The 11565-nt window shown below is 67.4% G+C and carries 9 protein-coding genes and 3 pseudogenes; 6 read left to right on the top strand and 6 right to left on the bottom strand.

Translation table 11 applies throughout. The features are described 5' to 3' along the window. A partial coding sequence (locus ACXJKJ_RS29385) for an AAA family ATPase (RefSeq protein ID WP_457394715.1) occupies nucleotides 1-862 on the top strand: 862 nt, incomplete at its 5' end. Further along, nucleotides 846-1745, top strand: coding sequence for an amino acid ABC transporter substrate-binding protein (locus ACXJKJ_RS29380; protein ID WP_457394713.1), 900 nt, complete (start codon nucleotides 846-848; stop codon nucleotides 1743-1745). The genes ACXJKJ_RS29385 and ACXJKJ_RS29380, both read left to right, overlap by 17 nt. On the opposite strand, the gene ACXJKJ_RS29375 is transcribed toward ACXJKJ_RS29380, so the two are convergent. After that, nucleotides 1742-3082: a sigma-54-dependent transcriptional regulator gene (locus tag ACXJKJ_RS29375; RefSeq protein WP_457394709.1), complete on the bottom strand. Its 1341-nt coding sequence runs from the start codon at nucleotides 3080-3082 to the stop codon at nucleotides 1742-1744. The genes ACXJKJ_RS29380 and ACXJKJ_RS29375 overlap by 4 nt on opposite strands. Next, entirely contained in the window at nucleotides 3075-4961 is a 1887-nt protein-coding gene (locus ACXJKJ_RS29370) for a sensor histidine kinase (protein ID WP_457394706.1), read from the bottom strand. The genes ACXJKJ_RS29375 and ACXJKJ_RS29370 overlap by 8 nt, the downstream gene beginning before the upstream one ends. A 297-nt stretch (nucleotides 4962-5258) precedes the next feature. Between ACXJKJ_RS29370 and ACXJKJ_RS29365 the strand changes: the two genes are divergently transcribed. From ACXJKJ_RS29365 to ACXJKJ_RS29350, 4 genes are all read left to right on the top strand, one after another. Next, complete coding sequence (locus ACXJKJ_RS29365) at nucleotides 5259-6182, top strand: branched-chain amino acid ABC transporter permease (protein ID WP_056196256.1); 924 nt, start codon at nucleotides 5259-5261, stop codon at nucleotides 6180-6182. A gap of 13 nt (nucleotides 6183-6195) precedes the next feature. Next, a complete protein-coding gene (locus ACXJKJ_RS29360; protein WP_056196259.1) occupies nucleotides 6196-7278 on the top strand; it encodes a branched-chain amino acid ABC transporter permease in 1083 nt (360 codons plus the stop codon). A 14-nt stretch (nucleotides 7279-7292) separates the two neighbouring features. Then, the gene (locus ACXJKJ_RS29355) at nucleotides 7293-8078 is read left to right on the top strand and encodes an ABC transporter ATP-binding protein (protein WP_056196261.1); all 786 of its coding nucleotides are present in this window, start codon (nucleotides 7293-7295) and stop codon (nucleotides 8076-8078) included. A gap of 115 nt (nucleotides 8079-8193) precedes the next feature. Further along, entirely contained in the window at nucleotides 8194-8907 is a 714-nt protein-coding gene (locus ACXJKJ_RS29350) for an ABC transporter ATP-binding protein (RefSeq protein ID WP_457394703.1), read from the top strand. Nucleotides 8908-8954: 47 nt separating this feature from the next. Here the strand turns inward: ACXJKJ_RS29350 and ACXJKJ_RS29345 are convergent, their stop codons facing one another. The 4 genes and pseudogenes from ACXJKJ_RS29345 to ACXJKJ_RS29330 form a co-directional block, all read right to left on the bottom strand. After that, nucleotides 8955-9344 carry a thiol-disulfide oxidoreductase DCC family protein gene (locus ACXJKJ_RS29345; RefSeq protein ID WP_457394700.1) on the bottom strand — a complete coding sequence of 130 codons (390 nt, stop codon included), beginning with the start codon at nucleotides 9342-9344 and terminating at the stop codon, nucleotides 8955-8957. Continuing rightward, nucleotides 9341-9826 (bottom strand): annotated as a pseudogene (locus tag ACXJKJ_RS29340) (DUF4166 domain-containing protein); the annotation flags it as partial. The pseudogene ACXJKJ_RS29340 and the gene ACXJKJ_RS29345, both read right to left, overlap by 4 nt. A gap of 63 nt (nucleotides 9827-9889) precedes the next feature. Continuing rightward, nucleotides 9890-11002: pseudogene (locus ACXJKJ_RS29335) on the bottom strand (saccharopine dehydrogenase NADP-binding domain-containing protein); the annotation flags it as partial. Between the two features lie 99 nt (nucleotides 11003-11101). Next, nucleotides 11102-11565 (bottom strand): annotated as a pseudogene (locus tag ACXJKJ_RS29330) (hypothetical protein); the annotation flags it as partial.

Here is an 11565-nt window from a genome sequence, read left to right as displayed (position 1 = left end):
CAGCTTCGAAGTCAACTCGGCGCTGCTGTCGCGCGCCCAGGTGCAGGTGCTGAAGAGCCTGGACGCGAGCGAGCTGCAGGAGCTGATCGAACGTGGCGCCAGGGAGCTCGGTGTCGAGGCGCCGACGAAGGAAGCCGCCGACCGACTGATTGGCTACGCTGACGGCGATGCGCGCCGGCTGCTGAACGCCCTGGAGTCCGCCGCGTCGCTCGCCAATGGCGCCCGCATCGACGAAGCACTGCTGGAGCGGACCCTCGGCGAACAGCTGCGCCGCTACGACAAGGGTGGCGACCAGTTCTACGACGTCATCAGCGCCCTGCACAAGTCGGTTCGTGGCAGCAATCCCGATGCGGCGCTGTACTGGTTCGTGCGCATGGTGGATGGCGGCGTCGACGCCCGCTACATCGCGCGCAGGCTGATCCGCATGGCCAGCGAGGACATCGGCCTGGCCGACCCGCGCGCGCTGCGCATCACGCTGGACGCGGCCGACACCTACGAGCGCCTGGGCACGCCCGAGGGCGAGCTGGCCTTGGCCGAGGCGGTCGTCTACCTCGCCATCGCGCCCAAATCCAATGCCGTCTACAAGGCCTTCAACGCGGTCAAGGCTTTCATCAAGCAGGACCAGACGCGGCCGGTGCCCGAGCATCTGCGCAATGCGCCGACGCGGCTGATGAAGGATTTGGGCTATGGCAAGGCCTATCGCTACGCGCATGACGAGCCCAATGGCTATGCGGCCGGCGAGCAATACCTGCCAGACGGGCTGGAAGGCCAGCGCTGGTACGAACCCGTGCCGCGCGGGCTGGAACTGCGCATTGCCGACAAGCTGGCCGAGCTGCGCCGCCTGGATGATGAAGCGACTTAGCGCGGCCCTGCTCGCGCTGTGCGCCTTGGCTGCACACGCGGCCGACGGCCCGACGCTCACGCGGGTGCGCGACACCGGCGTCATCGTCATCGGCTACCGGCCGGCATCCCTGCCTTTCTCCTATCTCGACGCCCAGTTGCGCCCCACCGGCTACACGGTCGAGCTCTGCGACCGCATCGTCGCTGCGGTGCGGACCAAGCTGCAGTTGCCCGACCTCGAAGTACGTCGCGTCGAAGTCGCTTCGGCCACCCGCATGCCGCTGGTCATCAACGGCACGCTGGACCTGGAATGCGGCATCACGACGCACACCGCCGAGCGGGCGCGCCAGCAGGCCTTCTCGCTGACCATCTTCATCGCCGAGACTCGGCTGATGACGCGTGCCGCCGAGCGCGTGCAGGGCCTGACCGACCTGCGCGGCTTGGCCGTAGCGTCCACCATCGGCACGACCAGCATCCAGCATCTGGCCAAGGCCAACGACCAGCAGGGCTTGGGCATCCGCATCCTCGGCGGACTGGACGACCCTGAAGGCTTCCAGCTGCTGCGCAGCGGCCGCGCCTCGGCCTTCCTGATGGACGACGTGCTGCTGCGCGCGCTGCTGGCCCAGCAGGGCCCTGGCGCGGACGACTACCGCATCTCCGACCAGGCCCTGACCGTGGAGCCTTATGCCATCGGCCTGCGCAAGAATGATCCGCAGTTCAAGGCGTTGGTGGATGAGGTGCTGGCCGGCCTCTACCGCAGCGGCGAGATCCACGCGATCTACCGCCGCTGGTTCGAGTCGCCGCTGCCGTCGCAGGGGCTGAACCTGAAGCTGCCGATGAGTGCAGCCTTCCGCCGCGTCATTGCGAACCCGACCGACTCGCCGGATCCCGAGAAGTATCGCTAGCGGAAGTCGTCCAGCACGATGCCGTGCCGGTTCAGCTTGTCGTACAGCGTCTTGCGCGGCGTGCCCAGCAGCTCCATCGCGGCGGGCACCTTGCCGTGGCAGCGGCGCAAGGCCTGCTCGATCAGCGTCTTCTCGACCAGGTCCATCTGGCGCGCCAGGTTGAGCGCCGGCACGGCCTGCAGCGCGGCCTGGGGGTCGAGGTCGTCAAGCGCAAGCACGAAGCGGTCGGCCGCGTTGCGGATCTCGCGCACATTGCCCGGCCAGTCGTGGGCCATCAGCTCGCGCAGCTTCTCGGGCATCAACTCGGGCGCGGCACGCTCGTAGCGCGCACAGGCTTGCACGACAAAGTGCTGGAACAGCAGCGGGACGTCCTCGCGGCGCTCGCGCAGCGGCGGCAGCGTCAACGTGGCGATGTTGAGTCGGTAATAAAGGTCGCTGCGAAACTCGTTCTTGGCGGCCTGCTCGCGCAGGTCCGACTTGCTGGCGGCGATGAAGCGCACGTTGATCGGCAGCTCCTCGTTGGAGCCCAGGCGCTCGATGCGTCGCTCCTGCAGCACGCGCAGCAGCTTGATCTGCAGCGCGATCGGCATGGTCTCGATCTCGTCCAGCAGCAGTGTGCCGCCGTTGGCATGCTCGATCTTGCCAATGCGGCGCTTGGCGGCTGACGTGAACGAGCCCGGCTCGTGGCCGAACAATTCGCTCTCGAACAGCGCCTCGGGCAGGCCGCCGCAGTTGATGGCAACGAAATGGCGGTCGCGGCGCGCGCTCTGGTCGTGCAGGCAGCGCGCCACCAGCTCCTTGCCGGTGCCGGTCTCGCCGACGATCAGCACATCTGCCGAGGTGCCGGCCAGATTCAGCACCTGGCGGCGCAGCTGCTGCATGGCCGGAGACTGTCCCAGCAGCGCGGCCTCGATGCCGCTGGCGCGCTGCAGCTGCGTGCGCAGCTCGTCGGCCGAGTGGCGCAGCGTGCGCAGGTCCAGGGCGCGGCGGGCCACGTCCAGCAGGCGCTCGGGCGCGAAGGGCTTTTCGATGAAGTCGTAGGCGCCGGCACGCATGGACTGCACGGCCATGGTCACGTCGCCGTGGGCCGTGATGAGGATGGTGGGAATGCTCGCGTCGGTGGCCTGCACATGGGCCAGCAGCGCGCGGCCATCCATGCCGGGCAGGCGCACGTCGGTGATGACGATGATGGGTGCGCCGGGCTGGATGTGGGGCAGGGCTTCCTCGGCCGTGCGGCAAGGTTGCACGGCAAAGCCCTCCAGCTCCAGCGTCTGCGTGAGGCTGACCCGCACCGGCAGGTCGTCCTCGACGAACACGACCTTGTAGCCTTCAAACATCTTTCATCTCCGGTACTGCCGCCCAGGTTTCGACGGCAAGGTCGAACTCGAAACTCATGCCGTGCTCCAGGCGTTGGGCACGCAGCGTGCCGCCGAACTCATTCACGATCTTGGCTGAAATCACCAGGCCCAGTCCCAGGCCTTCGCCGGCGGGCTTGGTGGTGAAGAAGGGCTCGAAGAGATGCGGCAGCTGCTCGTCGCCGACGCCGGCGCCACTGTCCTGCACCTGCACGAGTACACGCCGCCCGCCGTCCTGTGCGGTGGCCCGCACAAGCAGACGGCGCTCGGTCTCCTGCTGCATTGCGTCGATGGCATTGCCGAAGAGGTTGACCAGCACCTGCTCCAGCCGGTTGGCTTCGGCGCGCACGCGCAGGCCGGCGGGCACGTCGATCTCGGCCTGCACGTGCAGCGCGCGACTGCGGTGCTCCAGCAGCAGCAGGGCGTTGCGCACGCTGTCCAGCAGCGCCACGGCGCCCGTGACCTGCTCGTCGGCCTTGCGGGCAAAACTCTTCAGCTGGCGCGTGATCTGGCTCATGCGTTCGACCATGTCGTCCATCAGCTGCAGATTGGTCGCTACCGCGTCCTGGCGGCCGGCTTCCAACAGCCGAATCGAGTTGCGCGCCAGCGCGCGCAGTGCGGTCAGCGGTTGGTTGACCTCGTGCGACAGCCCGGCAGACATCTGGCCCAGCACGGCGAGCTTGCTGGCCTGCAGCAGTTCGCCCTCGGTCTGCAGGCGCTGGGCGATCTGGGTCTTCAGCGCGTCGTTGGTCTGGCGCAGCTCGGCGGTGCGGCTGTCCACCAGTTGTTCGAGCAGGGCGTGGGCCTGCTGCAGCTCCGTTTGCGCTTTGGTGAGCTGGCGCAGCGCGCGCCGGCGCGATGACAGATAGAGCACGAGCAGGCCGATGCTGGCGCCAAACGCCGCACCGCCCCAGGCCGCGAGCTGGGCGCGCTGGCGCACCTCGGTCAGGTCCGACAGAGCGACCAGGCGCAGGCCCAGCGGCACGATCTGGCGCTGCTGCGCCAGCATGGGCTTGGCACCGGGCAAAGGCAGGCTGACTTGCTGGCCCTGGTGCACCTCCAGCGAAGCCGGCAGGTCCAGGTTGGGACCGATGGCCTGCGGGTAGCGCGCACTGGCTTGCAGGGCCTGGCGGCGCGACGGGTCGGCGTGGCCCAGCACGGCGTACTTCCAGGCCTGCACGGAGCTCATGATGACGACGTCCTGATCGTCAGCGATGAGGATGCGTTCGTTCTGCGAGCGCAGGCCGAGGTCGATCCACGTCGCTTCCAGTGGCGCGAGGTTGAAGCGCACGACGATGACGCCCCGGAGCGGGATATCACCCGCTCCCGCCGATGACACCTGGCTGGCCCCGCGCAGCGGGTGCAGCAGATAGAAGTCGGTGCTGCCGGTGTTGGCATCGGCGGCAAAGAAGTGGGTGCGGCCCTGGGCGAGGGCCTCGGCCAGCCGCGCCGGCGGCGTCAGCGCTTCGCTGGCCGACAAGACCTGGCCCTTGGCGTCGGCGACAAAGATCTGGTGGGTGCCGGCGCGCACATTGACGCGGGCCAGCATCTGGCTGGCGGCCCGGCGGGTCGCTTCGTCGCCCGGCGCCTGCATCAGGGCCTGCAGCGTCGGCGCGATGGCCAGCAAGCTGGGCAGGGAGGCGTGTCGGCCCAGCTCGGCAGCAAGGTTGGAGGCATAGAGCTCCAGCCGCTCGGTGCTGAGTGCCGACAACTGCTCGCGGCCGCTGCGTTCACTGATGCGGTGCGCGAGCACGAAGCCGAGCACCATCAGCAAGCCTGTCAGGAAGAGATGGAAGCCCGGCCGGCTCAGCAGGCGGAGGAGGCGCAGCGCGCGCGGGCGAAGAGAGGCAGTCACAACCATGGCAGGGCCGTGTAGTTTGCCCATGCGATGGCGCGCACGACAGCGCCTGCAGCAGTTTTTTCGACGCTGGCGGAGAACCGCTCGCAGTCGCTGCGGTTTGTGCGGATTTCCGCCCAGTTTTTGCTGGTCGACACTCGTGAAATCTGACCAGGGTCACCCTCTGGGGACGGATCAAACGGTCGAGGGTTTCATACCGTCGGTGAATACCCTTGAAACGTCTTGATTGGCACGAGGGTTGCGATTTATCCCGGGTCGCTTGGCGCATGCTGCGCCCCAACAATTATTCCTGGAGCCCTCATGGAGACTCTGATTCAACAGATCATCAACGGCCTGGTGCTGGGGAGCATGTATGCCCTCGTCGCCCTGGGCTACACGATGGTCTACGGCATCATCAACCTCATCAATTTCGCCCACGGCGAGATCCTGATGGTGGGCGCCATGGTCAGCTGGACGCTGGTCACGCTGCTGGCGGATTCCGGCATTCCCGGCTGGCTGCTGATGCTGATCGGCCTGGCCGCCGCCATCGTCGTCTGCGCGACGTTGAACTACGCAGTCGAGAAGATCGCCTACCGGCCGCTGCGCAACGCGCCGCGCCTGGCGCCGCTGATCACCGCCATGGGCATGTCGCTGCTGCTGCAGGTGCTGGCGATGATCATCTGGAAGCCGAACCCCAAGCCCTTCCCGCTGCTGCTGCCCACCACGCCGTTCGACCTGGGCGGCCCCGTCATCACCGTCACGCAATGCCTGATCCTGGGCCTGACGGTCTGCATCCTGGCCGGCCTGATGTACCTGGTGAACTACACCAAGCTGGGCCGCGCGATGCGCGCCACCGCCGAGAACCCGCGCGTGGCCGGCTTGATGGGCGTGAAGCCCGACTTCATCATCTCCACCACCTTCGTCATCGGCGCTGCGCTCGCCGCAGTGGCCGGCCTGATGTGGGCGGCCAACTACGGCACCGTGCAGCACACCATGGGCTTCATGCCCGGGCTGAAGGCCTTCACGGCCGCGGTGCTGGGCGGCATCGGCAACCTGGCCGGCGCGGTGGTGGGCGGCGTGCTGCTCGGCCTCATCGAGGCCATCGGCGCAGGCTACCTGGGCGACCTGACCGGTGGCGTGCTGGGCAGCCACTACGCCGACATCTTCGCCTTCGTCGCCCTGATCCTCGTGCTGACGCTGCGCCCCTCGGGCCTGCTCGGCGAGCGTGTGGCCGATCGCGCCTGAAGGGAGACAAGACATGGACACCAAGAAAATCTTCACCTTCCTCGCGGCCGCCATCGGCCTGCTCGTTGTGCCGTTGTTCGCACAGCAGCTCGGCAATGGTCCGGTCCGCATCATCGACCTGGCGCTGCTCTACGTGCTGCTGGCGCTGGGGCTGAACATCGTCGTTGGCTATGCCGGCCTGCTGGACCTGGGCTACGTCGCTTTCTACGCGGTCGGCGCCTACATGTTCGCGCTGATGTCCAGCCCGCACCTGAGCGAGAACTTCGAGGCCATCCAGGCCGCGTTCCCGACGGGCCTGCATTCGCCGCTGTGGCTGGTCATCCCGGCCGGAGCGGCGCTGGCAGCCTTCTTCGGCGTGATGCTGGGGGCGCCAACGCTGAAGCTGCGCGGCGACTATCTCGCCATCGTCACGCTGGGCTTCGGCGAAATCATCCGCGTCTTCCTGAACAACCTTGAGTACCCGGTCAACATCACCAACGGCCCGCGCGGCATCGGCCAGATCGACTCCTTCCACGTCTTCGGCGTGGACCTGGGCAAGTCCTGGGAGGTGTTCGGCTTCACGCTGCCGTCGGTGACGCTGTACTACTACCTCTTCCTGGCCCTCGTGGTGGGCGGCGTGGTGGTCTGCTACCGCCTGGAAAACTCCCGCATCGGCCGCGCCTGGATGGCCATCCGTGAGGACGAGATCGCCGCCAAGGCCATGGGCATCAACACCCGCAACCTGAAGCTGCTGGCCTTCGGCATGGGCGCCACTTTCGGCGGCGTGTCGGGCGCGATGTTCGCGAGCTTCCAGGGCTTCGTGTCGCCCGAGTCCTTCAGCCTGCAGGAGTCGGTCATGATCGTCGCGATGGTCGTGCTGGGTGGCATCGGCCACATCCCTGGCGTCATCCTTGGCGCGCTGATGCTGTCGGCCCTACCCGAGGTACTGCGCTACGTCGCCGGCCCGCTGCAGCAGATGACTGACGGTCGCCTCGACGCCTCCATCCTGCGCCAGTTGCTGGTGGCCCTGGCCATGATCGGCATCATGCTGGCCCGCCCGCGCGGCCTGTGGCCGGCGCCCGAGCACGGCAAGGTCGCCCCGCCTGCCGCGAAGTGAGGGAGGACACCAACATGAGCAAACACGACAACATCGTTCTCAACGTCAGCGGCGCATCCAAGCGCTTCGGCGGCGTGCAGGCCCTGTCCGACGTCGGCATCCAGATCCAGCGCGGCCAGGTGTACGGCCTCATCGGCCCCAACGGCGCCGGCAAGACGACCTTCTTCAACGTCATCACGGGCCTGTACGTGCCGGACGGCGGCAGCTTCTCGCTCGGCGGCACGCCCTACACGCCGCAGGCCGTGCACCAGGTGGCCAAGGCCGGCATCGCGCGCACCTTCCAGAACATCCGCCTCTTCGCCGACATGACTGCGATCGAGAACGTGATGGTTGGCCGCCACATCCGCACCAAGTCCGGCCTGATCGGCGCGGTGTTCCGCACGCCCAAGTTCAAGGCCGAGGAGGCCGCCATCAAGGCGCGCGCCCAGGAGCTGCTGGACTATGTCGGCATCGGCAAGTACGCAGACTACAAGGCCCGCACGCTGAGCTATGGCGACCAGCGCCGTCTGGAGATCGCCCGGGCCCTGGCCACCGACCCGCAGCTGATCGCGCTGGACGAACCCGCCGCGGGCATGAACGCGACCGAGAAGGTCGTGCTGCGCGAGCTGATCGACCGCATCCGCAACGACGGCCGCACCATCCTGCTCATCGAGCACGACGTGAAGCTGGTCATGGGCCTGTGCGACCGCGTGACGGTGCTGGACTACGGCAAGCAGATCGCCGAAGGCACGCCTTACGACGTGCAGCGCAACGAAAAGGTGATCGAGGCCTACCTCGGCGCCGGTCACAAGAACCACTAAGGATGACCCACCCCCGTAGCGCTTCGCGCTCCCCCTCAAGGGGGCGCACCCAGTGGCCTGGCAAAGCCAGTTCCACGGGTGCCGCTTGGTCAACGCACGATTTGGAGTGATAGGTATGGCAGCAACCCTGCTCAAGGTTTCTGGCTTGAAGGTCGCCTACGGCGGCATCCAGGCCGTCAAGGGCGTCAGCTTCGAAGTGCGCGAGGGCGAACTGGTGTCGCTGATCGGCGCCAACGGCGCCGGCAAGACGACGACGCTGAAGGCCATCACCGGCCTGCAGCCGGTGGCCGCTGGCAGCGTCGAATACCTCGGCAAGCCCATCAAGGGTCAAGGCGCCTGGGACCTGGCCAAGCAGGGCCTGGTCATGGTGCCGGAGGGCCGTGGCACCTTCACGCGCATGACCATCACCGAGAACCTGCAGATGGGCGCCTACAACCGCAAGGATGGCGAGATTCAGGCGGACATGGACAAGGTCTTCGGCCTGTTCCCGCGCCTGAAGGAGCGCGCCAAGCAGCTGGCCGGCACGATGTCCGGCGGCGAGCAGCAGATGCTGGCCATGGGCCGCGCGCTGATGGCCCGCCCCAAGGTGCTGCTGCTGGACGAGCCGTCCATGGGCCTTTCGCCCATCATGGTGGACAAGATCTTCGAGGTCGTGAACGACATCCACCAGCAGGGCGTCACCATCCTGCTCGTCGAGCAGAACGCCAGCCGCGCGCTGCAACTGGCCAACCGCGGCTATGTGATGGAGTCGGGCGAGGTGACGATGGAGGGCGAGGGCAAGGCCTTGCTGAACGATCCGAAGGTGCGCGCCGCCTACCTGGGCGAATAAGCGTTCCGAACCGCTCTAGAAAAAACGCCCGGCACTGCGGGCGTTTTTTAGTCGAGGAATCTGGCCGCATGCTCAGGCTGCGGGCGGATGCAGACGGCCGAGCGCCCGAACAGCCGGTAGCGGTTCCTGGCGACCAGGCGGTACAACGGATCTCGGACGATGGACGGGATCAGCCATGCGATCCAGGCCAGGCGCCAGGGCCAGCCCAGCGCATGCAGCACGCGAAATATGGCTGCCGTGTGCTGCCACGCGCGAGGGCCATCGACGAGCAGCAATGTCTGCAGGCCTTCGGGCACCAGCCCCTCTGCGGCCAGCAGACTCCGCCCCGCGGCGCCCTGGATGGAAGCAAAGCGCAAGCGGGCCTTGCTGTCATGCCGCAGGATGAACTGCACCCAGCCGTTGCAGAGCAGGCACTGGGCATCGAACACGATGATCATGAAGTGGCCTGCGCCGGACCGAGTTCGAGATGGCCGTCATAGGCCGCGACGGTGCCCAGCAGCGGCAGACCGGCGGCGACGCGGAAGTGCAGCTGATCGTCCTTGCCGGTTTCCTCGGCCACCACCTGCGGCATCAGCCATCGCGGGCACGGTAGGCCCATGAAACGCAGGCCTTCAAGCTCCATCCTCAGCCGGCCATCGGCAACGCTCAAGCCAAAAGTCAGCCGGGCAGCCCCGAGCTTCTCCTGGATCTTGCCGGCCACCAGCCGCATTCGTGATGTCATGGTCCGCGTCGGGAAGTGGCGCGTCCAACGTTCGGCCTCCGCGCTGGCGTCGAGCTCGAAGCTGAGCGGGCCGCTGCTGGCACGGCGTGGCGTCCCAAGGCAGAAGGCCAGCAGCCGGGCCGGCAGCGAACTCGGCGCCTGTGTCTGCACCCAGCCGTTCAAGACGGTGTGCCCCGCGAGCCGATGGAAGCGCTGCACCGCCATTGGCAGTTGTGAATAGCTGGCGCCCAGCACGCGTTCGTAGAGGCTCAGGGCGTCGATGCTGGGCGATTCGTTCATGTCGATGCGCAGGCCTTCGGATTCTCGTGCGAAGTCCTGCAGCGACAGCAGGCCCACACAGGGCTGGGCGCCTGCGAGCGATGCGTCGCCGTGCTGCAGTTTGCGGATCAGCGCCGCAGCGGCCAGCGTCGGGACGAAGGGGCCATCGCCGTGAGTAGCAACCAAATGCCAGGTGCGACTGCGCCTGATGCCTTCAGCAGTTTCCCCGCTGACACAGACATGCATGGCGCCCGCGTTCGACCCCAGGCCGCTGAACCGGTCGCCGAGCCACTTCAGGGCCACCGCATGAGCCGACCAGTCCTTGACGATGCCGACCCGGGCCAGCAGCGCCAGGGCGTTCATGCCTCGGTGCAGGAGCGGTAATTCGAGGCCGGCGCCGAAGCTGATCGTCGGGCAGCCGGCATGGCGCTTGGGCAGCAGCGCGAGGTCAGGCACGTCACAAGGCGACAGCAGCCGGTTCCCGACCGGCACGGGATAAAGGTGACGCCGGCTCCCACTCCAGCCAAAGCTGGGACGGTGGTCCACGGCCGGCAGGGCCTTGCCGCAGTAGCTCAGGATGGCGCGCACCGTGGCCAGGCCTCGTTCGGTACGGTTGCCCGGGCTGATGCCGATGTCGATGTGGTCGACGCGGGTGAGTCCCTGCGCCAGATGGCGAGCTGCTGCATCGGACAGGGCAGGCACGGAACTCGCGCCGCTGATGATGCTCAGGCCACGGTCCAGCGCGGCCTGGTTCAGGCTGCTGATGCCGACCACGAAATCCCGGCCGTCAGCCAGATCGATGTAGTGCGCGCCAGCGGCCATGCAGGCTTGAGCGACGTGATACCGCTGGCCCTGGAACGGGCCCGAGGTGTGCACGGTGATGTCAGGCGCCAGCGCTTTGAGGTCGTCGGCGAAAGCCGGTGCATCCGCATCGAGCGTGGCGCAGCTCAGTTGCGCGCGCGCCGCCCCGCGCAGCGCATCCACCAGGGCCAGGCCTTGTGCGGCGGACCGACCCGCCACGATGAGGTGCAGGCCGGGGCTGCGGGCCAGCCGTTCAACGAGACGGCGCCCGAAGAAGCCGTAGCCGCCGATGACCAGAACGCGGTAGAGAGGCATGCGGGAGTCTAAGCACGCCTCACAGGTGCCCATCTGCGTGGCGCGGCAAAAGAAAACGCCCGGCATTGCCGGGCGTTCTGATTCGTGCGGACAGCCGCGTCAGAGTCCGGCCATCACGCTCACATCCGTCACGCCAGCGGCGACGCGAACCGTCCTGACGGCGGCCACCGGCGACGCCGGCGCCGTGCCGCCGACCTGGCGTGCCATCTTCTTGAACGTGCAGATCAACTCGGTCTTGCTGAGTGACACGACGGCATAGCCCTGGGCGTCGCTGTCGACATGCTTGATCCAGGGGTTGTTGACAGGCGGCGCAACGGCCGTCGTCGGGTCTGCAAACGGGTTCAGGCGCTTGACGATCTCGGACGCCGGCACGAAGTTGGCCGGGATGCCCAGGGCCGCGGCCAGCTTCTGCTGGATCAGGCCGTAGAGCGTCATCGCCGCGACCGACTTGCCGGCGGCTGCCAGGCCCGCGATCGTGCCCGCGATGATAGTGCCCATGGTGCCAGCCTGCGTTTCGTCGAAGGTGACGATGACGGCCTTGGACAGCGACGCTGTCGGCGCGA

The sequence above is a fragment of the Roseateles sp. P5_E1 genome (genome assembly GCF_054049335.1).
This window is presented reverse-complemented; position numbering and strand designations above follow the sequence as displayed.

What these genes read in the sequence shown, in the direction of transcription:
- ACXJKJ_RS29350 (WP_457394703.1), top strand. Translation starts at nt 8,194, where the DNA reads ATGGCAGCAACCCTGCTCAAGGTTTCTGGCTTGAAGGTCGCCTACGGC.
- ACXJKJ_RS29365 (WP_056196256.1), top strand. Translation starts at nt 5,259, where the DNA reads ATGGAGACTCTGATTCAACAGATCATCAACGGCCTGGTGCTGGGGAGC.
- ACXJKJ_RS29370 (WP_457394706.1), bottom strand. Translation starts at nt 4,961, where the DNA reads ATGGTTGTGACTGCCTCTCTTCGCCCGCGCGCGCTGCGCCTCCTCCGC.
- ACXJKJ_RS29345 (WP_457394700.1), bottom strand. Translation starts at nt 9,344, where the DNA reads ATGATCATCGTGTTCGATGCCCAGTGCCTGCTCTGCAACGGCTGGGTG.
- ACXJKJ_RS29375 (WP_457394709.1), bottom strand. Translation starts at nt 3,082, where the DNA reads ATGTTTGAAGGCTACAAGGTCGTGTTCGTCGAGGACGACCTGCCGGTG.
- ACXJKJ_RS29355 (WP_056196261.1), top strand. Translation starts at nt 7,293, where the DNA reads ATGAGCAAACACGACAACATCGTTCTCAACGTCAGCGGCGCATCCAAG.
- ACXJKJ_RS29380 (WP_457394713.1), top strand. Translation starts at nt 846, where the DNA reads ATGATGAAGCGACTTAGCGCGGCCCTGCTCGCGCTGTGCGCCTTGGCT.
- ACXJKJ_RS29360 (WP_056196259.1), top strand. Translation starts at nt 6,196, where the DNA reads ATGGACACCAAGAAAATCTTCACCTTCCTCGCGGCCGCCATCGGCCTG.